The following is a 25,030-nucleotide window of genomic DNA, read 5'->3' as shown; positions in this document are numbered from 1 at the left end:
TATCAAGGATAATGTCATGAAGAAGCTGATGTTGCTGGCCCTGCTGGCCTGCCCCCTGGCCTTCGCAGCCCCCAAGGTGAAGCTTGAAACCAACCACGGCAATATCGTGGTGGAGCTGGCCCCCAAAGCGGCCCCCCAGACGGTGAAGAATTTCCTGCGCTACGTGGCCGATGGCAGCTACGATGGCAGCCTGTTTCACCGGGTCATCCCCGGCTTCGTGGTGCAAGGGGGCGGCTACAACCAGCAGTTCCAGCAGCTGCCCACCTTCGATCCCGTGGTAAACGAGTCCAAGGGGGGCCTGCCCAATACCCGTGGCAGCATCGCCATGGCCCGCACCCAGGCGGTGGACAGCGCAACCCGCCAGTTCTACTTCAACCTTGCCGATAACAGCAACCTCAACGCCAATGCCGGCGCCGGCTATACGGTATTTGGTCAAGTGGTGCAGGGCATGGAAGTGCTGGACAAGCTGGCTCAGGTTCAGACCGGCTACAGCCCCATCCTGCGTGCCAATGACGTGCCGACCAGCACCATCATCCTCAAGAAGGTGACACTGCTCGCCGAGTAAATCCGACTGCCGGGCCCGCTCGGGCCCGGTCTCTTGCCCATCCAGTCCCTTTTCCCTCCCGATGCCAGATCGTTTTCTATACTGCTCACTCCCCTCAATCTGGATTGGAGCATCTCGTGACCTGCGATGACTATTTTGCCCAGCACAGGGCCCCCCTGGCCCTGGCCGTTCGTCAGTTTCTGGCACAACAGCTCGACTATGACGCCCTGCAAGACGTGAGCTGGCAACTGCTCGGCCAATGGCAGTCTCTGCCCCGGGACTGCGCCGACAAGCAAGCCGATAGCCCGCAGGAGAGCGTGTTCTGGCACCTGCTGCACAGTCTGCACCTCTGGAACCAGGATGAGCTGGCTCAGGATCCGGCGTTGCGCCACCAGCTGCATGACTGCGCCGCCTGTTTGCTGGGCGAGGGACCGGCACCGCTGGGCTGCATAGGAACCCGCCCCTGAGCTCATCGCACGGGATGGCTGGCTCCCGGCAGAGCAAGGTGAGGCCGACGAGCGTCAATAATCTCATTCGACACCGCGTTAACGACCCATCGCCGCCGTGATCTGCCCTCTGGCGGCCAGACGACCTCTCTTTGTCCCCACAATCTGAGCGCCCGCCTTGGCGCGGGCGGATGAACCTGCCAAAATGGCTCACTTTTCCCGAGGAGTCAGGCACTTGAACGCTGTCAGCAAACCAAGCTGGAAAGAATCCCTCCGAGTCTATCTCGAGCCCCGCGTCCTTATTCTGTTTGCCATGGGGTTCTCCTCCGGTTTGCCGCTGTTGCTGGTATTCGGCACCCTCTCCTTCTGGCTGCGCGAGGCGGGGGTGAGCCTGACCGACATCGGCTACATGAGCTGGGTGGCGCTGGCCTATGGGGTCAAGTGGCTGTGGTCCCCCCTGGTGGACAGATTGGCCCTGCCGCTGCTCTCGCGTCTGCTCGGCAGACGCCGCAGCTGGATGCTGTTCTCCCAGCTGTTGATCGCCGCGGCCCTGGTCGGCATGTCCTTTTGCGATCCCAAGACCCAGCTCGCCCAGCTTGCGCTGTTCGCCCTGCTGGTGGCCTTTGCCTCCGCCACTCAGGACATCGTGATCGATGCCTACCGCATAGAATCAGCCCCTGAACGCCTTCAGGCGGCCATGGCGGCCTCCTACATGACCGGTTATCGACTGGCCATGATCATGGCCGGGGCGGGCGCTCTTGCCCTGGCAGCCTGGCTTGGCAGCAACAGCGTCTATGACTATCGGGGCTGGCAGTTAACTTACCTGCTGATGGCGGGGATGATGAGCATTGGCCTCATCACCACCCTCTGTTGCCATGAGCCCGACATCGATGTGGCAAGCCAGGACAGGCAGCAAGCGATGCGCAAGTCCCTGCTGCTGCAACACGGCTGGCCACGCTCACTGGCGGGACTCGGCGCCTGGGCCTACGAGGCCGTCTGGTGCCCCTTTGCCGACTTCTTCGAACGCCACGGCCGCTCGGCCCTGTTGATCCTCGGGCTCATCGCCTGCTATCGCATCTCGGATGTGGTGATGGGGGTCATGTCCAACAGCTTCTATGTGGATCTCGCCTTCAGCAAGACGGAGGTGGCGACCATCACCAAGGTATACGGTGTCATCATGACACTGGTCGGCGCCAGTGTGGGGGGCATTCTGGTGATGCGCTTTGGCACCTTGCGCATCCTGATGCTGGGCGCCCTGCTCACCGCCAGTACCAATTTGCTGTTCGCGCTGCTCAATCAGATCGGTCACAACCTGGAGCTGCTGACCCTGATCATCTCCCTGGACAATCTGAGCGCCGGCATCGCTACCGCGGCGTTCATCACCTATCTGTCGAGCCTGACCAATGTCGCCTTCTCGGCCACTCAATACGCCCTGTTCAGCTCCGTCATGCTCTTGTTGCCAAAACTGCTGGCTGGCTTCTCCGGTGGCTTCGTCGAACAGTTTGGCTACAGCGTCTTCTTCATTGGGACCAGTCTGCTGGGCATCCCGGTGCTGATCCTCATCACCATGGTTGCCAAACGAAACAGTGCGTTGTTACCGAAATCGAACGAATAGCAAGCGTTTGCGCCAATTTGGGGGTGATTAGATTCACACTTCCAGAGAAAGTTCCCTCTTGATCGTTTATCCGCGGAAATTAATTGGCTAGAATCCCTCCGCTCCTTGTGGGCAGGCTACGGAAAACCTCAACTAAACGCACAAGAGACCAATAAAATGGCCAAATTGAACAAGACTCTGATCGCGGCAGGCTTGCTGGCAGCATCCGCCACTCCGGCTATGGCTGCCGACTATAGCGGTGACATCCACAAGAACGACTACAAGTGGTTCCAGTTCAACGTCATGCACACCATCGATCAGCTGCCTTACAGCGAATCCGAAGGTGGTTACAACGACACCTACTTCGAAATGGAATTTGGTGGTCGCTCCGGTATCTTTGACCTGTACGGTTACGTCGACGTGTTCGACATCTTCCAGAGCAAGCACGACGACAAGCATGACAGCGACAACCTGTTCATCAAGTTCGCCCCACGCCTGTCCATCGATGCCATGACCGGCAAAGATCTCTCCTTCGGTCCGGTGCAAGAAGTCTACATTGCCAACCTGGTCAACGTGGGTGGTCCGGATGGCCTGTTTGAAGCCATGACTGGTCTGGGTGCCGACGTACAAGTACCTTGGTTCGGCAAAGTGGGCATGAACCTGTACGCACGTCACGTCAACGAAGGCTCTGGCGAGCAAGGCTGGAACGGCTATCAGTTCTCCATGAACTGGTTCAAGCCCTTCTACACCTTCAGCAACGGCAGCTTCGTCGCCTATCAGGGCTACCTGGATCACCTGTTTGATGCCAAGGACACTTCCACCGACGGTACCGCCATGTTCAACGGCCTGTACTGGCACTCCGACCGCTACGCTGTCGGTTACGGCCTGAAGTACTTCAACGACATCTACGGTATCCAGAACGGTACCTACGGCCTGAAAACCACTGGTTTCGGTCACTACTTCTCCGTGACCTACAAGTTCTAATCGAACCCGTAGCACGCAGAAACGAAAAACCGGAGCCCTGGGCTCCGGTTTTTTTATGGCGCAATGCGCAGAAAAAGAGGGCCGAACCCTCTTCCCCCGGGATCAGTCGCGGAAATTCTGGAACTGCATAGGCTGACCCAGCTCGGCGCCACGCACCAGGGCCATGGCCTCTTGCAAGTCGTCACGCTTCTTGCCGGTGACGCGCACTTCATCGCCCTGAATGGCGACCTGCACCTTGATCTTGGAATCCTTGATGAGCTTCACCAGCTTCTTGGCGACCTCTTTCTCGATCCCTTGCTTGAACTTGACGTTCAGATGGAAACGCTTGCCGGAGTGGACGCTATCGCCCGCCTCCATTGAACTGTTTTCGATGTTGCGCTTGAGCAGGGCTGCGCGCAGTATCTCTACCATCTGCTTGAGTTGGAAGTCGGCATCGGCCTCCAGCTTGACCTCTTCCTTGGCCATCTCGAAGCTGGCTTCTACACCGCGAAAATCGAATCGGGTGGCCAGTTCACGATTGGCGTTGTCGACTGCGTTCAACACCTCGTTCATTTTGACTTCAGAGACAATATCGAATGACGGCATGGCCGGGGCTCCTCATGTTGCGTTCGTTATGAGGGGGCAAATCTACCAGAAAACCGGCAAATTTGCTGATTTCGATAAAGGCGCTCTGTTAGAATCCTTGCCATTGCCGACAGGTGAGACCCATGAGTGTCCACCCCATCGCCATTCGGGCACCTCTCCAGGTCGAATGGCCCACCCTCTTGATCGAGTCATATCATGCCAAGCGGATCTCAATCCCCCCTCCCCCCCTCCTGGTCCCTGCTCGGTTGTGGCGCACTCGGCGGCGTCTTCGCCGCCCTGCTGACCCAATCCGGCCAACCGACTCAGGTGCTGCTACGCGAGCGCCACAGAGCGACACTGCACCCCGTCATCGACTTTACCGGGCTGGATGGCCAGCATGGGCTGATCAGCATTGCCAGGGGTTTCCTGGCCGATAACCCCCCCATCCGTCGCCTGTTGGTGATGACCAAGGCGGATCAGGTGATCCCCGCCTTGCAGCCCCTGGTCGGCAAGCTGGACAAGTCTGTGCCCATAGTGCTGCTGCACAACGGCATGGGGGTGGCCGAGCGGGTCGCCGAGCTGTTTGCAGAGAACCCCATCATCGCGGGTGTCACCAGCCATGGCGCCCTGCAGCAGGGTCACTTCGTGTTCCGCCACACTGGCCGGGGCGAGACTTGGCTAGGCCCGGTCAACGAGCAGGGGCGCCACTTCGCCCATCTGGCAGACCGCCTTGCCCAGGCCCTGGGCCAGGCGGGCTGGGACGAGCAGATCCTCGCCCGCCAATGGCACAAGCTCGCCATCAACTGCGCCATCAACCCCCTCACCGCCCTCTATCGCATCAAGAATGGCGAGCTGACAGGTCCACGCTTTGCCGACACCTTGCAGCAAGTCTGCATCGAGGTGGCCGATGTCATGAATGCTGAAGGCATTGCCACGACCCACGAGGAGCTGGCGCGGCGGGTACAATCGGTCGCCGGACTGACCGCGGACAACTACTCTTCCATGCAGCAGGATCTGGAGCAGGGCAAAGAGACTGAGATAGAGGCCATCACCGGCTTCCTGCTGGCCAAGGCGCGCCTCCACGGCATCATGGTACCGGTCAACCAGGGCCTCTATCAGGCCGTCAAGGATCGCCACCAGGCCGAGCGCTGATCCACCTTTAGTCCTCAACCGGAGCAGGAGTCCCCCATGAGTGTCTTGGTATTGGTCGCCCCCGGCTCGGAGGAGATAGAAACCGTTGCCATCCTGGATGTGCTGGTGCGCGCCAACATAGCGGTGCTGCTCGCCTCCTGCTGCCCTTTGGGCCTGCGCCAAATTCGCGCCTCACGCGGGGTTCAGCTGGTCGCCGACTGCCATCTCTACGAGCTGCCGCAAGAGGAGTTCGAGATGATAGTGGTGCCCGGCGGCCTGCCCGGCAGCGAATGCATCCGCGATAACAGCCGCGCCATCGGTCTGCTGCGCGAACAAGCCGCGAACGGTCGCTGGCGCGCGGCACTGTGCGCCGCCCCCGCCGTGGTGCTGCTGCCCCATCAGCTGCTGGGGCAAGCCAGCGTCACCTGCCATCCCGGCTTTTGGGCCCAGATCCCCGCCGCCCAACTCCGCCATGAGCGGGTGGTGATAGACAAGGGCGCGCGACTGGTGACCAGCCAGGGACCGGGGACGGCCATCGAGTTTGCCCTCACCCTGGTGCAGGTGCTGCGTGGCGCCACTGCGGCCGAGGCCGTGGCGGGCCCGATGATCCTTTAAGAGAAATGGCCACTGGATCGACCCATCAGCTTGCCGAAGCGACATCGCCAACGAAAAGGCCTCCGCGAGGGAGGCCTTTCTGATCTCAGGACCAGCCTGATCCGGCTGGCGGAGGGGAAGCGCTTACTTCACCGTCACCCGGGCAAACTTGCGCTTGCCGACCTGATAGACGGCGGTGCCGGCAGCGATCAGCGCCTTGCCATCGTCCAGCTTGTCGCCATCCACCTTGACCGCGCCCTGCTTGATCATCCGCAGTGCCTCGGAGGTGGTCTCCACCAGGCCGGCGTCTTTGAGCAGGTTGGCGATGGCCAGGCCGTCCCCTTCCAGGGCCAGTTCGACTTCCGGCATCTCGTCCGGGATGGCGTTCTTGGAGAAACGCTGGGTGAAGTCTTCGTGGGCCGCCTCGGCCGCCGCCTCGTCGTGATAACGGGCGATGATCTCTTTCGCCAGCCAGATCTTAACATCGCGCGGGTTCAGGGTCCCGGCTTCGATGCCGGCCTTGAAGCCTTCGATGTCCGCCAGCGGGCGGGAGGAGAGCAGCTCGTAGTAGTTCCACATCAGGGTGTCGGTGATGGACATGATCTTGCCGAACATCTCCCCCGGGGCGTCGTGCACGCCTATGTAGTTGGCGGCAGACTTGGACATCTTCTTGACGCCATCCAGGCCCACCAAGAGCGGCATCATCAGCACGCACTGGGCGGCCATGCCGGCATCTTTTTGCAGCTCGCGACCCATCAGCAGGTTGAACTTCTGATCGGTACCGCCGAGCTCGACATCCGCCTTGAGCGCGACCGAGTCATAGCCTTGCAGCAGCGGATAAAGGAATTCGTGGATGGCGATGGACTGGCCGCTGCTGTAGCGCTTCTTGAAGTCGTCGCGCTCCATCATGCGGGCCACGGTCTGCTTGGCCGCCAGCTTGATCATGCCGGTGGCGCCGAGCTCACCCAGCCAGCTGGAGTTGTACTCGATGCGGGTCTTGGCGGGATCCAAAATCTTGAACGCCTGCTCCGCATAGGTGAGGGCGTTGTACTTGATGGCCTCTTCGGAGAGCGGCGGGCGAGTGCTGTTCTTGCCGGAGGGATCCCCCACCATGGCGGTGAAGTCGCCGATCAGCAAGATGATCTCATGGCCCAGATCCTGGAAGGTCTTCAGCTTGTTGAGGATCACGGTATGACCCAGGTGAATGTCCGGAGCCGTCGGGTCCATGCCCAGCTTGATGCGCAGCGGGCGCCCTTCCTTCAACTTGGCAACCAGTTCTTCTTCAACCAGAATTTCTTCCGCTCCGCGCTTGATCTCGGCTAGCGCCACCTCGAGCTGGGACATTTTTTGACTCTCCAATCACGATTCCACAGGGCCAGACATATTACTGGAATGGCGAGACAATTGGAAAGCCTGTAAAATCCGCTGATTCCGCCCGACTTCACGCCCTTTTCTCATGCATATTTGGCACACCTTCAACGCTCTTCCCCTCTGGCACCGCAAGATGGTGCTTATTCTGAGCATCCTGGTGATGATGCTGGCCGCCTGGCCCGGCGAGCAGGCCGTCGCCACCCGGGTCGATGAGCATGCCGCAAGTCGGACCCGCGACGAGTTGCCAGACGAGCAGGATCGCCTCGCACTGGAGCAGACTGTCCGCCCGGCCAAGCCTCTTTATGTCACCAAGCAGGTCAAGGTTCGCAGCGGCGACAACATGGGGGTCATCTTCCAGCGTCTGGGCCTCGGCACGGCAGATCTGCACCTCATCGATCAGCTCGCGGCCGCCGATCCGCTGCGCATGCTCAAACCTGGTCAGGAGCTGACCTTCAAACTCACCCAGGGCGGCGAACTGCAGAGCCTCTATTACCCCCACAGCCTGGAGCAGGCGCTCAAGGTCAACCGACGGGAAGATGGCTTCGTGGCCAAAGCGGTTCGCCTCGAGCTCGACACCCGTGAAAACTGGGCCCAGGGCAATATCCGCTCCAGCTTCTGGGGCGCCGCCGTCGAAGCGGGCATGACCGAGGATCAAATCATGGATTTGGCCGCCATCTTCGGCTGGGACATCGACTTTGCCCAGGACTTGCAACCGGGGGACAGCTTCCGGGTGCTGTTCGAGGAGAAATACCAGGATGAGGAGCGGGTCGCCTCCGGCGATATTCTGGCCGCCGAGTTCGTCAACCAGGGCGAGGCCTACCGCGCCGTGCTGAGCGATGATGGCAACTACTACACCCCGGCGGGCAAGGCGATGCGCAAGAGCTTCCTGCGCGCGCCGGTCAACTTCAAGTACATCAGCTCCAACTTCAACCCGCGTCGCCTGCACCCGGTCACCGGCAAGGTGCGCCCCCACAACGGCATCGACTACGTGGCCCCCGTGGGCACCCCCATCATGGCCTCGGGGTCGGGGAGCGTGGTGGCCGCCGGTTACAACCAGTTCAACGGCAACTATGTGTTTATCAAGCATGCCGGCAACTATGTGACCAAATATCTGCACCTCTCCAAGCGCACCGTCAACAAGGGTCAGCGAGTGAAGCAGGGACAGACCATAGGTCTGCTGGGCAGCACGGGCCGGGTCACGGGCGCCCATCTGCACTACGAATTCCTGGTCGCCGGGGTACACAAGAACCCGCGCACCCTGACCCTGCCTCAGGCAGAAACCCTCAGCGGCCGCGAGTTGAGCCAGTTCAAGGCCCAGGCCCTGCTGCAACTCGCCAAGCTGGAGCGCTCAGAGCCTCAGCTTGCCCAGCGCCGGGATGGATCCTGAGTCAAAGCTCACCCGGATCACGGGGAGCAAGCAGCAGCCATCGCCGGTATGGCGACAGGCAAAGCGGTTATCACAAGCAATGACAAGGAGCCCTCAGATGGCGGAACGTTACTTGGGTCTGATGTCCGGCACCAGTCTGGATGGCATCGATGCGGTGCTGATAGAGACGGATGGGGATGGCGTGCGGGTCGAGGCGGCGCTGTGCCATCCCTGGCCCGATGACACGGCTCACGCGCTGCACACCCTCTGCACTCCGGGGGAGAACGAAATCGATCGCATGGGGGTGGCCGATAACCTGGTGGCCCGTGAATTTGCCGCCGCCACCCAGGCCCTGCTCGCCAAGGCAGGGCTTGCACCTTGTGATATTCGCGCCATCGGCAACCACGGTCAGACCATCCGCCATCGCCCGGCCCTCGGCTTTACCCTGCAGATCGGCAACGCTGCCTTGTTGGCGGCGCTGACCGGTATCGACGTCATCGCCGATTTTCGCACCGCTGACATGGCCCTCGGTGGTCAGGGCGCGCCCCTGGTGCCCGCCTTCCATCAGGCGCTGTTCGCCAAGCCGGGTGCCCTGCGGGTGGTACTGAACCTCGGCGGCATCGCCAATATCTCGGTGCTGCCGGGTCATGCCGATGGCGCTGAGGGCGCTGGTTTAAACGGCTCTGGTTTAAACGTCTATGGCTTCGATACCGGCCCCGCCAACACCCTGCTCGATGGCTGGTATCGCCGCCACAACCCGCAAGGCGGCGACTATGATGCCGGTGGTCGCTGGGCCGCCAGCGGCGCCCTTGTCCCCGACCTGCTGGCCCGGCTGCTGGCCCATCCTTACTTCGCCGCCCCCTGGCCCAAGAGCACGGGGCGGGAGATGTTTACCCTGGAATGGCTAGACCACGAGCTGGCCGGTGGCGCCTATGCCCCCGTGGATGTGCAGCGCACCCTGCAGGCGCTGAGCTGCCACAGCATCGCCCGCCAGTTGCCCGTGCTTGCAACGGGAGCGGATGACCCCCCCCCCCAGGCCGAGCTGTTTGTCTGCGGCGGCGGCGCCCACAACGGCCCCCTGCTGGCCGAGCTGTTTGTCTGCGGCGGCGGTGCCCATAATGACCCGCTGCTGGCCGAGCTGGCGGCCCTGCTGCCCCGCTGGCGCATCGCCAGCACGGCCGAGCTGGGGCTCGCCCCCGACTGGGTGGAAGGGGCCGCCTTTGCCTGGCTGGCACAGCGCTTCATTGCGCGCCAGCCAGGCAACCTGCCCGCTGTCACCGGCGCCAGCCGACCAGCGGTGCTCGGTGCCCTCTATCCCGCCTGAGCGGGCAACCAGCGCACACGAACAGAGAGGGCGGCACATGCCGCCCTCTCTGTCATTATCCGGCTCTGCCGGCAGATGTTATCGACCTTGTTCATTCCCCCTCTTTTTCCCGCTGCAATTTCATTGCATAAATCTGAATGTCATATGCAGCCCGTATTGGTTGATTGCGGCGGCTCGCTTGCGTCAATGACATCGTCGTCATGCAGCCTGGGTGAATGATAATTCCCGCCTCTGTTTCAAGGGTCGAAAACGGACATTGGCTAGCATATTTTTGATGTTGCTGACAGCCCCGTTCATGGGCATAAAATGCATAGCCATTCATATTGAAGTGCATGAACAGCAAAATATTGCCGATGATTAACCCTTTATTCACAGAATTGATCAACGACGGCCCGGTACAAACCCACGCACTGCGGCCATTTCCCTTATAAGGCGCGTTATGACACCCGGCCAGCCGTTATATATCGTGAATTGAACCGCATTTTAGCTATATTTCAGAGCATTGAGCCACCTCATAGAAATGCGATCCCGGTTTGCATCCCCTGGTCGGCCCCCCATAGAATCCCCCTGTCTGAATCATCAACCCGATCCATTTCTCCATCAGCCGCTCGCCCACCCAGGCGACGTCGAAGCAAGACTCGAAACAGCGATGACTGTTTTCCGTATCACCCGTCGTCATTCGTCGGGAGCGGGCAACTGTTGCCGAAATAAAGCGAGGCGTGCGGCAAACGAGGAAGGAAGGCGTTGACCCTACATCAATAAAGAGAAAGGAGTATCGCCATGAGTGGTACCATCATCAAGTCAGCCAGAAATACCCCCAATGCCCCCCAGGATCTGAGCCCCTGCACCCAGAGCGTGGCCTTCTCCCACTACAACAATATTTCGGCGCAACTGCCCGTCGATCCCAAGACCGGCAAGCTGGTGAGTGGCGATATCCAGGCGCAGGCCAGACAGTGCCTGAATAACCTCAAGGCGATCATAGAGAGCATCGGCCACGTGATGGACGATATGGTCAAAGCCACCATATTCCTGAAAGACATGGGGGATCTGGAGGCGGTCAACAGCGTTTATCGCGAATTTTTCCCGGGCTATCTGCCGACCCGCACCGTGCTGGCCGTGGCCGGTCTGCCGCTCGGCGCCGCCATTCAGATGGACGCCCTGCTCTCCAACGGCGAAGGCACCTTCCCACAAGCCCCCTGCGCCCTGGTAAAACTCGCCCGTAACAGCGACAAGGCACCGCACAACCCGCTCTCGACCCATACCGTTGCCTTCTCCCACTACAACAACATCGGGGCCCAGCTGCCCGTCGACGGGGCATCGGGCAAGCTGGTTGCCGGCGGTATCAAGGAGCAGGCGGCCCAGTGCCTGAGCAACATCAAGGCCGTTCTGGAAAGCGTCGACGTGCCCTTTGACGACATCGTCAAGGTGACTGTCTACCTGACCAGCCTCGCGGATCAGGGCGCCGTCGACGAGGTCTACAGCACCTTCTTCCCGGACTCCGCCATCGCTCGCGCCGTGGCTTATCTGCCCGCTCGCTCCGTTGTCAGCGCAACGGCCCTGCCCATGGGTGCCCGGGTGCAGATGGATGCGGTCATCTCCCACGGTGACGGCACCCCGCCCCAGCTGGTGGAAGACAGGCACAACCTGGTGATCCGCGCCCGCAATACCGACAAGGCACCACGCAGCCCGCTCCATTGCCAGAGCGTCGCCTTCTCCCACTACAACCATATTGCCGGCCAGCTGCCGATCGACATGGCCACCGGCAAGGTGCTGACCGGCTGTATCAAGGAGCAGACTGCCCAGTGCCTCGACCATATCGAGACCATCGTGGAGAGCATCGGCCACGGGATGGACGATATCGTCAAGGTCAATATCCAGCTGAAAAACATCGAGGATCTGGACGCAGTAAACGCCATCTACACCCAGTATTTCCCGAGCTATCTGCCGGCCCGCACCGTCATTGGGGTGAGTGAACTGCCCGCCGGCGCCTTGGTGCAGATGGATGCAGTGCTCTCCAATGCGGAAAGTACCCCGCCGCAGGTGTAAAGGTTGCTTTCAATAATAAAAAGAGACCGGCTATATGCCGGTCTCTTTTTAGGTAATACGAAGGGACATTATTTTCAGGGTATTGTATTAAAAATGCGAACGTCCGATTATGCTTCGCTAATCGAACCTACGAGCTCAGCCTCATCGAGATGAAACATTCTTCTTATGAAGGATCTGAAATAATATTGTGAGGTTAGATAGTCAACTCCAAGATATGGCATATCACCATGAATTGGATGTTCAGTGAGTCCATTATAATGACATGCTTTATAATCTAGATCTGTTATATCTTCATATAACCGTCTTAATAATCCAGTTGGTCTGACAAGAAAGTTATGGCAATAGACATCTTCTATAAGTGACCTTTGATATGCTTCCCAATCTAAAAATCCGTGATCAATATCACCTTTTCTCCCATCGGTTGTTTGGGTGACGGCTTCAACCACATCCCGCCCTATGATAAACAGTTGAGAGCTCCAAACCGAGTATAAATCAAACATAGTATCTTCATTGTCATCGTTTGGGACTCCCTTCTTAATTAAATCACAAATATTTGGTAAATATTCTAGTGGCGTAGGAATCTCGCTTGGTTTAATTTTTTCATTATCGACTAAGTACTGCGCACTTGCTGCAGCATAAGGGTTTAATCCTACTAATACGAGGGAGTTGGTATACGGGAGCTTTTCAGATAGCTCTGACCAAAGTTGAGAGCAATATACAAAACCATGAATCCCTGATTCTTCCATTCTCTGAGCGGCAATAGTCGATATACTATTGAACTGTTCTCTGAATTCAGCAGAGGGATCTTCTCCCTTAGGAGCATCCCAACGATCTTCATCATACTCCCAGACAATTTTACAAACACTAAAGTTATCTTCTTTAAAAATAACATGACCGAACGTTGCTAACTCATTATCTGTCGGAATCCATAACTTCAGCCTCAAAGAGGATATATTACCTGGATCGTCAAAATATGGTATCAAAGCAACTATTTTTCGATTATCAAATGTTAACGTTTGAATGACAGCATCTCGCGCGATACGTGTTTCCATTGGTGATATCAGAATATAAACACTATCTTCCCTACTCATAGCAGGAAATAATGTAGTAAGATGATTTGAATATGCAAGCAACTCAGTAAATGCTTGTCTTTCAGTCTGTTCACTTTTCTTTAGCTCTATAATTCCTATCCCAGTATCCCCAGGAAATGTAGCTAAAAAATCAGCTCTAATCGTTGAATTTGATTGCTGTTCTAAAGGAACTTCACACCCAATTAATTTAATGCTGCATAGCTTGGAGTGAAACCCCTCTAGCTTTTTATTAATTCTATTTTTTATTAAGTTCTGTGCAGAAACATTTGATAAATCATTTTCAAATTCAAAAATATCTAAACCTACAGGGTCATCTAAGAACGAGTCAAAGCGCTCACGATTACTCCAAATGTAATCTTGTATTTCTCTTTCGGTAAAAGAGATTTTTCCCATATCTATCCTTATTTTTAATTTATTAAACTTTAACCTTCTGCATTACTCGCAACCCTATCAATATTATTTATAATATATTCATAAAAATTTATAAATGGCAATAAAAAAAGCGCCTCCCGAGGGAGGCGCTTTTCAGTTCAGAAAAAAGCAATCAGGAATTACAGGGACTCTGCGGTCGCAACCACGTTTTCCACGGTAAAGCCGAATTCCTTGAACAGCAGCTCGGCCGGGGCGGACTCACCAAAGGTGGTCATACCGATGATCTTGCCGCCAAAGCCCACGTACTTGTACCAGTAGTCGGCGATACCCGCTTCGATGGCGACACGCTTGGTGACGCTGGACGGCAGCACGGACTCCTTGTACTCGGCGCTTTGTGCGTCGAACACGTCGGTGGCTGGCAGGGAAACCACACGCACGGCGCGGCCCTTGGCGGTCAGCTGCTCATAGGCGGCCACGGCCAGCTCCACTTCGGAACCGGTGGCGATCAGGAGAAGCTCCGGGGTACCGGCGCAATCTTTCAGCACATAACCACCCTTGGCGGTATCGGCCAATTGCTGGGCGCTGCGGTCCATCTGGGGCAGGTTCTGACGAGAGAAGATCAGCGCAGTCGGGCCGTCCATACGCTCGATGGCGTGCTTCCAGGCGATGGCGGATTCCACCTGGTCACATGGGCGCCAGGTGCTCATGTTCGGGGTCAGACGCAGGGAGGCTATCTGCTCTACCGGCTGGTGAGTCGGGCCATCTTCACCCAGACCGATGGAGTCGTGGGTGTAAACGAAGATGGCGCGCTGCTTCATCAGGGCGGCCATGCGCAGGGCGTTGCGGGCGTACTCCATGAACATCAGGAAGGTGGCGCCGTAGGGGATGAAACCACCGTGCAGGGCGATGCCGTTCATGATGGCGGACATGGCGAACTCGCGCACGCCGTAGTGGATGTAGTTGCCTGCCGCGCTCTCGGGCGTCAGAGACTTGGAGCCGGACCACATGGTCAGGTTGGACGGCGCCAGATCGGCGGAACCACCCATGAACTCGGGCAGCAGCTTGCCGAAGGCTTCCAGGGAATTCTGGGACGCTTTACGGGTCGCTATCTTGGCCGGGTTGGCTTGCAGGGTTTCGATGATCTTGGCAGATTCAGCGGCCCAGTTGGCCGGCAGCTCGCCTGCGGTACGGCGCTTGAATTCGGCAGCCAGGGTCGGGTGCGCGGCTTCATAGGCGGCAAACTTGGCAGCCCAGTCGGACTCGAGCTTGGTGCCTTTCTCCTGGGCATTCCACTCGGCGGCGATCTCGGACGGGATGACGAAGGGCGCGTGATCCCACTTCAGGAAGGCACGGGCGGCGGCGATCTCGTCGTTGCCCAGCGGTGCGCCGTGGCAATCGTGGGAGCCGGACTTGTTCGGGGAGCCGTAGCCGATGATGGTGCGGCAGCAGATCAGGGTCGGCTTGCCGGTCTCGGCCTTGGCGGCTTCGATGGCAGCGTTGATGGCTTCCGGGCTGTGACCGTCAACCGCAGGGATGACGTGCCAGCCGTAGGCTTCGAAACGCTTGGGGGTGTCGTCGGTGAACCAGCCTTCCACATGACCGTCGATGGAGATGCCGTTGTCATCCCAGAAGGCGATCAGTTTGCCAAGCTGCAGGGTACCGGCCAGGGAGCAAGCCTCGTGGGAGATACCTTCCATCAGGCAGCCGTCGCCCATGAAGGCGTAGGTGTAATGGTCGACGATGTCGTGACCCGGCTGGTTGAACTGCTCGGCCATGGATTTTTCAGCGATCGCCATGCCCACGGCATTGGTGATGCCCTGACCCAGCGGGCCAGTGGTGGTTTCGATGCCAGGGGCATAACCGTACTCAGGGTGACCCGGGGTGCGAGAGTGCAGTTGGCGGAAGTTTTTCAGGTCATCGATGGTGAGGTCGTAACCGGAGAGATGCAGCAGGGAGTAAATCAGCATGGAGCCGTGGCCGTTGGACAGCACGAAACGGTCGCGGTCGGCCCACTTGGGGTTGTTCGGGTTGTGCTTGAGGTGGCCACGCCACAGCACTTCGGCGATATCTGCCATTCCCATGGGGGCGCCCGGGTGACCGGAGTTGGCTTTTTGTACGGCATCCATACTCAATGCGCGAATGGCATTGGCAAGCTCTTTACGAGAAGGCATCTGTATCTCCTGCGATTGCTTCATTTGATGGCCAAGATTAAGGCGCGTTATTGTCCCAGCAGGGCGGGCGAGGTGCAAATATTATCTGGGCGAATAAAGTGGCTTTGGGAGCGCAGTCGCTTTTCTTGCCCCGGCAAACGATTCGCGTTGCGGCCATTTGCAACCCTTTATGGGTAAGGCTGGCCACAGCTGGCACCAAACCAAAATAGTGCTGGCAATCACCCTCCCCCCTCTTTAAAATAGACGTCCAGATGGAGATACCTCTACAAAGACGTCCCTAGAGTGACGTCCCGATGCAGATATCTCAAATACCAAGACTCTCCTTTTTACCCGGTTATGGCCAAGGCGATAACCCCTAGCGTTGAGAATGCTTCCATGGCAAAGCTGTTTACTTCCGAGTCGGTCTCCGAAGGCCATCCCGATAAAATCGCCGACCAGATCTCCGATGCGGTGCTGGATGCCATCCTGGAACAGGATCCCATGGCCCGTGTCGCCTGTGAGACCCTGGTCAAGACAGGTATGGTACTGGTTGGCGGCGAAGTAACCACTTCTGCCTGGGTCGACATCGAGCAGATCGTGCGCGATACCGTGCGCGAGATTGGCTACACCCACTCCGACATGGGCTTCGATGCCGACTCTTGCGCCGTGCTTAACGCCATCGGCAAGCAGTCCCCGGACATCAACCAGGGTGTTGACCGTGCCGATCCCTATGAGCAGGGCGCCGGTGACCAGGGTCTGATGTTTGGCTACGCCACCAACGAGACCGAGGTGCTGATGCCAGCACCCATCACTTACTCTCACCTGTTGGTGAAGCGTCAGGCCGAAGTGCGCAAGAATGGCACCCTGCCCTGGCTGCGTCCGGATGCCAAGAGCCAGCTCACCTTCGCCTATGACAGCGAAGGCAAGATCCTTGGCGTCGATGCCGTGGTGCTCTCCACCCAGCATTGCGACTCCATCAGCCACGCCGATCTGGTCGAAGCGGTGCGCGAAGAGATCATCAAGCCGGTACTGCCCGCCGAGTGGATCAGCAAGAACACCAAGTTCTTCATCAACCCGACCGGCCGTTTCGTCATCGGCGGCCCCATGGGTGACTGCGGTCTGACCGGTCGCAAGATCATCGTCGATACCTACGGCGGCATGGCCCGTCACGGTGGTGGCGCCTTCTCCGGCAAGGATCCATCCAAGGTGGATCGCTCCGCCGCCTACGCCGCTCGCTATGTCGCCAAGAACATAGTGGCCGCCGGTCTGGCCGACCGCTGTGAGCTGCAAGTCTCCTACGCCATCGGCGTGGCCGAGCCGACCTCCATCAGCGTCGAAACCTTCGGCACCGCCAAGGTCTCCGAGGAGCTGCTGGTTACGCTGGTGCGCGAGCACTTCGAACTGCGCCCCTACGGCCTCATCGAGATGCTGGATCTCAAGCGCCCCATCTTCAAGGCCACCGCCGCCTACGGCCATTTCGGTCGCGAAGAGTTCCCCTGGGAGCGTACCGACAAGGCCGAGCTGCTGCGCGCCGCCGCTGGCCTCTAAGCCAGCCGGTAGTCAGAAAGGGGAGCTCAGGCTCCCCTTTTTCATGGCCGGGATCCGGATGAACAGACCCCTTGCCTGCTTTTCGTCAGCATGAGCAAGAGGTAGACTGCCCCCTTTCGCTCACCTGCATGAATAGCCTTCAATTGCCCATGTCAGCACTTACTCTCACCCCGCTACAGATGCAGCAGACCCTGACCGAACGGGTCCATCTCTGTTTCAGTCAAGCCGAGCAGAAACTGGGGCGCGCGTTCCCGCGTCCGCAGATCCACTGCAACATGCGTGGCCGGGCGGCGGGGTCGGCACGGCTGCAAACCTGGGAGCTGCGCTTCAACCCGGCACTGTTTGCGGCCAATTATCAGGCCTTCCTCGATGAGGTGGTGCCCCATGAGGTGGCGCACCTGCTGGTGCATGCCTTGTGGGGCGCAGGACGAGGCAAGGGGCGAGTGCTGCCCCACGGTCGCCAGTGGCAGTCGGTGATGCGAGAAGTGTTCAATCTGGAACCCAGAACCACCCACAGCTTCGATCTCGCCGTGCTGGCTCAGCCTAGCGTGACCTACGCCTGTGCCTGCCAGCAGCACCAGCTCTCCATCCGCCGCCATAACAAGGTGGCGCGCGGGGAGGCCAACTACCATTGCCGGCGCTGTAAGCAGGTGCTCACTCGCCCCTGAGTCGCATTCTTGTCGCCCCCATGCCAGGGGCGCTGCCAACATCACTCCCGACCCCCTTAAGGAAGCCCATGTCTCGTTTCGCCTCGTTCATTCTGCTTGCCCTCTTCATGGCTCTGCCGTTGCAAGCCCAGACCTTTCGCACCGCCAAGCAAAGTCTTAATCGCCTCTATCAGTCCCACCCCACCAGCTTCTACTGCGGCTGCGACATCGACTATCAGGGCAAGCAGATGAGCCCGGATCTGGCCAGCTGTGGCTATGAGCCGCGCAAGCAGGCCAAACGCGCCGCCCGCATCGAGTGGGAACATGTGGTGCCCGCCTGGGAGTTCGGCCACCAGCTGCAGTGCTGGCAGGAGGGGGGCCGCAAAAACTGCGGCAAGAGCGACCAGTTCAACCAGATGGAGGGGGACATGCACAACCTCTTCCCCGCCATCGGCGAGGTGAACGGCGATCGCGCCAACTACCGCTTCTCCGACTGGAACGGCAAGCCGAACCAGTATGGCCAGTGCCAGATGCTGGTGGATTTCAAGGCGCGTCAGGTACAGCCGCCCAAGGGGCCGGTACGGGGCCAAATAGCCCGCGCCTATCTCTATATGAGCGAACAACACGGGCTGCGTCTGGCCGCACAACAACGTAAACTGTTCGAAGCCTGGGACAGGCAGTACCCGGCAGATAGCTGGGAGTGCGAACGCAATCGCCGCATCGGCAAGCTGCAGGGCAACACCAATCCCTTCATTGAAAAGCAGTGCCAATGACACAATGTAAGGAAGCAGGCGTCCCCTTGCTCCCAGACAGGGGCGGGATGAGAGCCATCCCGCTCATTGAATCAGCCAAGAGACAGACACTCAGCCATGCGCATTCCACGTATCTATGAACCGGCCGCCCTGCAGGTTGGCCAGACCCTCGCCCTGTCGGAAGACGGTGCCAATCACATAGGCCGGGTGCTGCGCATGCAGGCCGGTCAGGCCCTCGAGCTGTTCAACGGCGATGGCCAGCAGTACCACGCCCTCATCACCAGCGTCGGGAAAAAATCCCTCGAGGTGAGCATAGAGAGCGCCGAGGCCCGCTCGGTCGAGTCGCCTCTGGCCATCCATCTGGGCCAGGTGATCAGCCGTGGCGACAAGATGGACTTCACCATCCAGAAATCGGTGGAGCTGGGCGTCACCTGCATCACCCCGCTGTTTTCCGAGCGCTGCGGCGTCAAACTGCCCGCCGATCGCCTCGAGAAGAAGCGCGAACAGTGGCAGAAGGTGGTGATCAGCGCCTGCGAGCAGTGCGGCCGCAATGTGGTGCCAGAGGTGCGTATGCCGATGGAGCTGGATGCCTGGCTGGCAGAAGAGACCCAGGAGCTCAAGCTCAACCTGCACCCGCGCGCCGAGTACAGCATCAGCACCCTGCCTATCCCTGCGCACGGCGTACGCCTGCTGATAGGCCCGGAGGGCGGCTTGTCCAGCGACGAGATCGCCCGTACTGTGCAGGAAGATTTCAAAGAGATGCTGCTGGGGCCGCGGGTGCTGCGCACCGAAACCGCGGCCCTGACCGTCATCACGGCACTGCAGTGCCGGTTTGGCGATCTCGCTTAATGCCATCGGGCAGCGTCGATAAGCCCCGTGGCGGCATCCTCGAACGATTGCAGCCTTAAACGGCCGATTAGGCTTCGCTAATCGACCCTACAACCCAACCGAGCCACAGAAGGAATTCCGGATGACCATCAAACTCGGCATCGTAATGGACCCCATCTCGACCATCAACATCAAGAAAGACTCCAGCTTTGCCATGTTGCTGGAAGCCCAGCGCCGTGGCTACGAGCTCTTCTATCTGGAGATGGCGGATCTCTACATGGAGGCCGGGCGCGCCTTTGGCACCATGCGCCCACTGCGCGTGGATCAGAACCCGGCCAAGTGGTATGAACTGGGCGAAGTGGTCGATCAGCCGCTCAGCGAGCTCAATGTGATATTGATGCGCAAGGATCCGCCGTTCGACACCGAATTCATCTACGCCACCTACATGCTGGAGCGGGCCGAGGACGAGGGCAGCCTCATCGTCAACAAGCCCCAGAGCCTGCGCGACGCCAACGAGAAGCTCTACACCGCCTGGTTTGCCGAGCACACCCCGACCACTCTCGTCACTCGCCGCGCCGACAAGCTGCGCGCCTTCCACGCCGAGCACAAGGACGTGATCCTGAAGCCGCTGGACGGCATGGGAGGCGCCTCCATCTTCCGCATGAAGGAGGACGATGCCAACGTCGGCGTCATCATCGAGACCCTCACCGAACATGGCAGCCAGTACTGCATGGCCCAGACCTTCCTGCCCGCCATCAAGGACGGCGACAAGCGGGTGCTGGTGGTGGACGGTGAGCCGGTGCCTTACTGCCTGGCCCGTATCCCGGCCCAAGGGGAGACCCGTGGCAACCTGGCGGCCGGTGGCCGCGGTGAGGCGCGCCCCTTGAGCGAGGCCGACTGGGCTATCGCCCGCGCGGTCGGCCCGACCCTCAAGGCCAAGGGCTTGATCTTCGTCGGCCTCGACATCATCGGCGATCGGCTGACCGAGATTAACGTCACCAGCCCGACCTGCATCCGCGAGATTGAGGCCGCCTTCGACGTCTCCGTCACCGGCATGCTGATGGATGCCATCGAGCGTCGCCTGGGCCACTGATCAGCCCAGGTTGGCAACACAACGAGGGAGTGGGGCAACCCGCTCCCTCATTTTTTTCGCCTGCCATTTTATCGCCGCAGCGCCGAAGATCCCGCGCTGCGGTAACCGCCAAGCACGCAGTGGCCACCGCCAGGAAAGTGGCGTGACTCAGCGCTTTCGCAGCCTCTTCTACCAAGAACTGGCCCCCGTTTCAGGGCTCCCATCATGCTCATCCGCTGGCAACTCTCCAGCCCGCCCACTAAAAAAGCGGTTTTGCCCGCCCGCCCTAGCTGCCATAATTGGCCCAAATACCTCGGCCTTGCACTCTTTGACCCATGCAAACACTGCAAAATCATTTTCTGCTCGCCATGCCGAGCCTCAAGGATCCCTACTTCGAGCGTGCCCTCGTCTACCTGTGCGAGCACAGCCCAGAGGGGGCCATGGGGCTGGTGGTCAACATCCCCGTCGACATGGCGCTCGATACCATGCTGGCGCAGCTCAAGCTGACGCCACCCCCCAAACCCGAACTCAAGCAGCCGGTGTTGCAGGGCGGGCCGGTCGCCGCCGAACGCGGCTTCGTGCTGCACAGCTTTCGCCCCGGCTTCAACTCCAGCCTGCAGGTCAGTGACGAGCTGATGGTCACCACCTCCAAGGACATCTTGGAGACCCTGGGCACGGAGCTGGCGCCGGATCACTATCTGGTGGCGCTGGGCTACGCCGGCTGGAGTGCGGGTCAGCTCGAGCAGGAGCTGGTCGACAGCGCCTGGTTGGTGATACCACCGGACAAGGCCCTGCTGTTTGATACCCCAACCCATTTGCGCTGGCAGCAAGCCGCCGCCAGCATAGGGGTCAACCCCCTGCACCTCTCCAGCGACATAGGGCACAGCTAAGCCTGGCCCTTCCCTCACCTCACAGGAACAGACATGTCATCAGCGCGTAGCATCATGGGTTTCGATTACGGCACCAAGAGCATAGGGGTCGCCATCGGCCAGGAGCTCACCGGCACGGCGCAGCCATTGCGCTCCCTCAAGGCCAATGACGGTGTGCCCAACTGGGACGAGATAGAGAAACTGCTCAAGGAGTGGCAACCGGATCTGCTGGTCGTGGGCCTGCCGCTGAATATGGATGGTACCGATCAGGAGATCACGGTACGGGCCCGCAAGTTCGGCAATCGGCTCCATGGCCGCTTTGGCAAGCAGGTCGAGTTCAAGGACGAGCGGCTCACCACCACGGATGCCCGTGCCCGTCTGTTCGAACGTGGCGGCTACAAGGCGCTCGACAAGGGCAGCGTGGATGGGGTCTCGGCTCAGCTTATCGTCGAAGCCTGGATGGAAGAGCAGTACGGTTAAGCGCAGAGAGCCAGAAGAGCAGTCCTCCTGACAGTGAGTATGAGAAGTCCCCTGACGGTCAGGACAAAAAATGCGCCGGGTTGCCCCGGCGCATTGCTATCCGTTATCAATCGAACCATGGGCTAGGCCAGGGTCAGTCGCCCAGCTTGCTCAGGATGGCGTGCGCTGCCTTGACGCGGGCTTCGTTGGGGTAGTTGCGATTGGCCAGCATGACGATGCCAATCCCCCTGGCAGGCACGAAAGCCACATAGGCGCCGAAGCCATTGGTGGAACCCGTCTTGTTGAACAGCACACTGCCCCCCGCCACGACCGGCTTGGTGACAGGGCTCACGGGATGAGGCTTGAGGGCCATCTCGGCACTGTTCCCCCCCTGCAATGTCTCCAGGCTCAGCGGGTATTCATACATCTCCCATCCCAACCCCTGGGTCATCTTCCCCACCGAGTAGAAACCAGTGTGGGTCAGCTCTATCGCCTTTTTGACCTCGCTATCCCCCTGATACACCATGTTTGCCCGCACAAAGGCCAGCAGATCGGCCGAGCCGGTCTTGATGCCATATGCCTCTGCCGCCAGCATCCCCGGATTGACCCTGATCGGTTTGTCATCCTTGGCGTAGCCATAGGCATAATTCGCCATGGCCGCCTCGGGCACGGTGAGATAGGTATGCTCGAGACCTAGCTTGGGCAGCAGAGTCTGGCTCATCAACTGCTCGAAGGGCTGGCCCAGGCTACTCGCCGCCAGATGGCCGAACAGACCTATGCTGGGGTTGGAGTACTGGCGATGGGTTCCCGCCTGATACGGAGGTGACCAGTGGCGGTAGTAAGCCTGCATGCTGTCGGTCGAATTCACCTCGTCCGGGAGCTGCAGCGGCAAGCCCCCGGCGCTGTAGGTGCCAAGCTCAGCCATGGTGATGCCGTCAAATACCGAGCCTTGCAGCCAGGGCGCATGCTGGCTCACCTTGTCGTCCAGTTTGATCCCTCCCTTCACCACGGCATAAGCCCCAAGCGTTGCCGTAAGAGTCTTGCTGACCGAACCTATCTCGAACAGGGTCTGCTCGCTGACCTTGGCCCCGCTTGCCCGATCAGCCACCCCATAGTTGAAATAGTGCGCCTTGCCCCCTTTGAGCACGGCGACCGCCATGCCGGGGATCCTCTGCTCTTTGAGCAGGGGTTGAATGTTGGCATCGACCAACTTGTTCAGGGTATCGGCTTGAATGTCGGTGGCTGCGCTGCCAGCCTGAGCCAGACCGACCCACAACAGCGTGCTCGCTGTCACCCAGTTAATCCGCTGTCGTTGTTGCATTGTGTCTTCGTCCTCTTGTTTATCGGCAGGTCGCCGTCATGGCGCACAGTGAGACCAGCATAGGCGAGCAGCATGTGCTGGTGATGAGGCCATGTGAAGTCTGGGTGAAGTCGCGCCGGATAATCTCGCTGCGGGCCGGTCGCGCCGAAGCCCTCTGGTCTGCACCTCTCCCGCCCTGACACACTTCCCCGCCCTCAATCCATAAAAAAGGGAGCCATTGGCTCCCCTCTTGCTATCGGTCTGGTGTGCGGTGTTACTTCTTGACCGGCGTATCCCAGATCCCCGCCTCCAGCTGGCTGCGGATCTCCGGGTACTTGTTGGCATCGAAGGTCGGCACCTTGCCCAATTTGAGCTGATCGTTGTAATCCTTGGCCAACTTGATGGCGACCCCGGAGAGCAGGAGTATGGCGACCAGGTTGACGATGGCCATGAAGCCCATGGAGACATCCGCCAGGGCCCACACGGTCGGCAGCTCGCCCACAGAGCCAAACATCACCATGCCAAGCACCAGCAGACGGAAAAACAGCAGGCCGCCCTTGTGGTTGTGTTCCAGGAAGATGAGGTTGGTCTCGGCGTAGGAGTAGTTCGCCACGATCGAGGTAAAGGCAAAGAAGAAGATGGCGGTGGCAATGAAGATATTGCCCGAGCTGCCAATCTGGGACGAGAGTGCCCGCTGGGTCAACTCGACCCCCGTGATGCCAGAACCCGGCTCGAACTGACCGGACATCAGGATGATGGCGGCAGTACAGGTACAGATGACGATGGTGTCCATGAAGACCCCCAGCATCTGCACATAACCCTGAGAGGCCGGATGCGGCGGATAGGGGGTCGCGGTCGCGGCGGCGTTGGGGGCAGACCCCATACCGGCCTCGTTGGAGAAGAGACCACGCTTGATGCCGTTGATCATCGCCTGGGAGATGGCATACCCCATGGCACCGGATCCGGCCTGCTCTATGCCAAAGGCAGACTTGATGATCAGCACAAACACCCCTGGCAATTCGCTGATGTTCATCGCGACAATGACCAGGGCCAGCAGTATGTAGGCCAGGGCCATGAAGGGCACGACCAGTTCGGCGAAGCGGGCGATGCCGCGAATGCCGCCGAAGATGATAAGACCCGCCAGCAGCACCAGGACGATGCCACTCATCCAGTCAGGAATGCCAAACGCCACGTTCATGGCCAGACTGATGGAGTTGGCTTGCACGGCATTGAATATCAGACCGAAAGCCAGCAGCAGACAGAGGGAGAAGAGCACCCCCATCCAGCGCATGCCAAGGCCACGCTCCATGTAATAGGCGGGGCCCCCTCGGTAGTTGCCATCCTCATCCTTGACCTTGTAGAGCTGAGCCAGGGTGCTCTCGACGAAGGCGGTCGCCATGCCGATGAAGGCAATCAGCCACATCCAGAAGATGGCGCCCGGACCCCCCAGATAGATGGCAACGGCGACACCGGCCAGATTACCTGTCCCCACGCGGGCGGCCAGACTGGTACAGAGTGCCTGGAAGGAGGAGATGCCGGCCTGGTCGGATTTACGACTGTTGCGTAGTACCGAGAACATGTGGCCAAAGTGACGCACCTGGATAAACCCCAGGCGGACAGTGAAGAAGATGCCGACCCCAATCAGCAGGTAGATGAGCACGGCTCCCCACATCAGGTCGTTCAGTAGCGCTATCAAGGTATCCATAATTCTCTCGTTGTTATTCACATCCATGGCCAGTCTGCGCTGACCGCTTTGCTGTATGTTGCCGCATTAGCTTTCTGCTAAAGGGGCGGAATCTAGCATAGCGGGCAGGTTCAGAATAGTGATCCCCGTCACCCTGATCACAATAAGTGAACGATACCAGGCCGAAAAACCGCAGTTATTCAGCAAAGATTCAACAAAAACAATAATCCATACCCAATCTGGGCATATTTAGCCCGCGCAGATGTACAAGATGCCAGTGCCCGGCCCTCCCCG

The 25,030-nt window shown here is 59.3% G+C and carries 23 protein-coding genes; 16 read left to right on the top strand and 7 right to left on the bottom strand.

The features are described 5' to 3' along the window. Nucleotides 1-16: 16 nt before the first annotated feature. From M2366_RS05840 to M2366_RS05825, 4 genes are all read left to right on the top strand, one after another. Nucleotides 17-565: a peptidylprolyl isomerase gene (locus M2366_RS05840; RefSeq protein WP_042040800.1), complete on the top strand. Its 549-nt coding sequence runs from the start codon at nucleotides 17-19 to the stop codon at nucleotides 563-565. Between the two features lie 116 nt (nucleotides 566-681). Continuing rightward, nucleotides 682-1,011 carry a hypothetical protein gene (locus tag M2366_RS05835; RefSeq protein ID WP_224431058.1) on the top strand — a complete coding sequence of 110 codons (330 nt, stop codon included), beginning with the start codon at nucleotides 682-684 and terminating at the stop codon, nucleotides 1,009-1,011. 214 nt (nucleotides 1,012-1,225) lie between these two features. Then, nucleotides 1,226-2,605 (top strand): AmpG family muropeptide MFS transporter, encoded by a 1,380-nt coding sequence (locus M2366_RS05830; protein ID WP_259269200.1) that lies wholly within the window; start codon nucleotides 1,226-1,228, stop codon nucleotides 2,603-2,605. Between the two features lie 156 nt (nucleotides 2,606-2,761). After that, entirely contained in the window at nucleotides 2,762-3,568 is an 807-nt protein-coding gene (locus tag M2366_RS05825; protein WP_224431060.1) for an outer membrane protein OmpK, read from the top strand. A 102-nt stretch (nucleotides 3,569-3,670) separates the two neighbouring features. On the opposite strand, the gene M2366_RS05820 is transcribed toward M2366_RS05825, so the two are convergent. Further along, nucleotides 3,671-4,153 (bottom strand): YajQ family cyclic di-GMP-binding protein, encoded by a 483-nt coding sequence (locus M2366_RS05820; protein ID WP_042040804.1) that lies wholly within the window; start codon nucleotides 4,151-4,153, stop codon nucleotides 3,671-3,673. A gap of 195 nt (nucleotides 4,154-4,348) precedes the next feature. Between M2366_RS05820 and M2366_RS05815 the strand changes: the two genes are divergently transcribed. Both M2366_RS05815 and M2366_RS05810 read left to right on the top strand, forming a co-directional pair. Beyond that, nucleotides 4,349-5,284, top strand: coding sequence for a ketopantoate reductase family protein (locus M2366_RS05815; RefSeq protein ID WP_259269199.1), 936 nt, complete (start codon nucleotides 4,349-4,351; stop codon nucleotides 5,282-5,284). Between the two features lie 36 nt (nucleotides 5,285-5,320). Continuing rightward, complete coding sequence (locus M2366_RS05810) at nucleotides 5,321-5,878, top strand: DJ-1 family glyoxalase III (RefSeq protein ID WP_259269198.1); 558 nt, start codon at nucleotides 5,321-5,323, stop codon at nucleotides 5,876-5,878. Nucleotides 5,879-6,001: 123 nt separating this feature from the next. Here M2366_RS05810 and tyrS read toward each other — a convergent pair whose 3' ends face one another. Next, a complete protein-coding gene (gene tyrS / locus M2366_RS05805; protein WP_259269197.1) occupies nucleotides 6,002-7,201 on the bottom strand; it encodes a tyrosine--tRNA ligase in 1,200 nt (399 codons plus the stop codon). 112 nt (nucleotides 7,202-7,313) lie between these two features. On the opposite strand from tyrS, the gene M2366_RS05800 reads away from it, so the two are divergent. Further along, the gene (locus M2366_RS05800; protein ID WP_224431063.1) at nucleotides 7,314-8,615 is read left to right on the top strand and encodes a peptidoglycan DD-metalloendopeptidase family protein; all 1,302 of its coding nucleotides are present in this window, start codon (nucleotides 7,314-7,316) and stop codon (nucleotides 8,613-8,615) included. Between the two features lie 97 nt (nucleotides 8,616-8,712). Beyond that, nucleotides 8,713-9,918, top strand: coding sequence for an anhydro-N-acetylmuramic acid kinase (locus tag M2366_RS05795; RefSeq protein WP_259269196.1), 1,206 nt, complete (start codon nucleotides 8,713-8,715; stop codon nucleotides 9,916-9,918). 91 nt (nucleotides 9,919-10,009) lie between these two features. On the opposite strand, the gene M2366_RS05790 is transcribed toward M2366_RS05795, so the two are convergent. Further along, a complete protein-coding gene (locus M2366_RS05790) occupies nucleotides 10,010-10,291 on the bottom strand; it encodes a hypothetical protein (protein WP_259269195.1) in 282 nt (93 codons plus the stop codon). A gap of 407 nt (nucleotides 10,292-10,698) precedes the next feature. Between M2366_RS05790 and M2366_RS05785 the strand changes: the two genes are divergently transcribed. After that, nucleotides 10,699-11,964, top strand: a complete 1,266-nt coding sequence (locus M2366_RS05785) for a RidA family protein (RefSeq protein WP_259269194.1) — start codon at nucleotides 10,699-10,701, stop codon at nucleotides 11,962-11,964. A 107-nt stretch (nucleotides 11,965-12,071) separates the two neighbouring features. Here the strand turns inward: M2366_RS05785 and M2366_RS05780 are convergent, their stop codons facing one another. Together M2366_RS05780 and tkt are read right to left on the bottom strand one after the other, a co-directional pair. Then, a complete protein-coding gene (locus M2366_RS05780; protein WP_259269193.1) occupies nucleotides 12,072-13,448 on the bottom strand; it encodes a hypothetical protein in 1,377 nt (458 codons plus the stop codon). Nucleotides 13,449-13,606: 158 nt separating this feature from the next. Continuing rightward, nucleotides 13,607-15,598, bottom strand: a complete 1,992-nt coding sequence (gene tkt, locus M2366_RS05775) for a transketolase (RefSeq protein ID WP_259269192.1) — start codon at nucleotides 15,596-15,598, stop codon at nucleotides 13,607-13,609. A gap of 375 nt (nucleotides 15,599-15,973) precedes the next feature. On the opposite strand from tkt, the gene metK reads away from it, so the two are divergent. The 7 genes from metK (at nucleotide 15,974) to ruvX (ending at nucleotide 21,773) form a co-directional block, all read left to right on the top strand. Then, nucleotides 15,974-17,125 (top strand): methionine adenosyltransferase, encoded by a 1,152-nt coding sequence (gene metK / locus M2366_RS05770; RefSeq protein WP_042040813.1) that lies wholly within the window; start codon nucleotides 15,974-15,976, stop codon nucleotides 17,123-17,125. A 149-nt stretch (nucleotides 17,126-17,274) separates the two neighbouring features. Beyond that, the gene (locus M2366_RS05765) at nucleotides 17,275-17,793 is read left to right on the top strand and encodes a SprT family zinc-dependent metalloprotease (RefSeq protein ID WP_404972785.1); all 519 of its coding nucleotides are present in this window, start codon (nucleotides 17,275-17,277) and stop codon (nucleotides 17,791-17,793) included. A 68-nt stretch (nucleotides 17,794-17,861) separates the two neighbouring features. Beyond that, the gene (locus M2366_RS05760) at nucleotides 17,862-18,545 is read left to right on the top strand and encodes an endonuclease (RefSeq protein ID WP_310508861.1); all 684 of its coding nucleotides are present in this window, start codon (nucleotides 17,862-17,864) and stop codon (nucleotides 18,543-18,545) included. A 96-nt stretch (nucleotides 18,546-18,641) separates the two neighbouring features. Continuing rightward, entirely contained in the window at nucleotides 18,642-19,373 is a 732-nt protein-coding gene (rsmE, locus tag M2366_RS05755; protein ID WP_259269191.1) for a 16S rRNA (uracil(1498)-N(3))-methyltransferase, read from the top strand. A 121-nt stretch (nucleotides 19,374-19,494) separates the two neighbouring features. After that, a complete protein-coding gene (gene gshB / locus M2366_RS05750) occupies nucleotides 19,495-20,445 on the top strand; it encodes a glutathione synthase (protein WP_224431070.1) in 951 nt (316 codons plus the stop codon). A gap of 314 nt (nucleotides 20,446-20,759) precedes the next feature. After that, nucleotides 20,760-21,314: a YqgE/AlgH family protein gene (locus tag M2366_RS05745; protein ID WP_042040818.1), complete on the top strand. Its 555-nt coding sequence runs from the start codon at nucleotides 20,760-20,762 to the stop codon at nucleotides 21,312-21,314. A gap of 33 nt (nucleotides 21,315-21,347) precedes the next feature. Then, nucleotides 21,348-21,773: a Holliday junction resolvase RuvX gene (gene ruvX, locus M2366_RS05740; protein ID WP_259235524.1), complete on the top strand. Its 426-nt coding sequence runs from the start codon at nucleotides 21,348-21,350 to the stop codon at nucleotides 21,771-21,773. Nucleotides 21,774-21,906: 133 nt separating this feature from the next. Here ruvX and ampC read toward each other — a convergent pair whose 3' ends face one another. Both ampC and M2366_RS05730 read right to left on the bottom strand, forming a co-directional pair. Continuing rightward, complete coding sequence (gene ampC / locus M2366_RS05735; protein WP_259269190.1) at nucleotides 21,907-23,073, bottom strand: FOX/MOX family class C beta-lactamase; 1,167 nt, start codon at nucleotides 23,071-23,073, stop codon at nucleotides 21,907-21,909. A gap of 253 nt (nucleotides 23,074-23,326) precedes the next feature. Beyond that, the gene (locus M2366_RS05730) at nucleotides 23,327-24,757 is read right to left on the bottom strand and encodes a sodium:alanine symporter family protein (RefSeq protein ID WP_259269189.1); all 1,431 of its coding nucleotides are present in this window, start codon (nucleotides 24,755-24,757) and stop codon (nucleotides 23,327-23,329) included. Between the last annotated feature and the right edge of the window lie 273 nt (nucleotides 24,758-25,030).

Origin of the sequence: Aeromonas sp. BIGb0405, from assembly GCF_024807335.1 — a bacterium.
Lineage (GTDB): Bacteria > Pseudomonadota > Gammaproteobacteria > Enterobacterales > Aeromonadaceae > Aeromonas > Aeromonas rivuli.
This window is presented reverse-complemented; position numbering and strand designations above follow the sequence as displayed.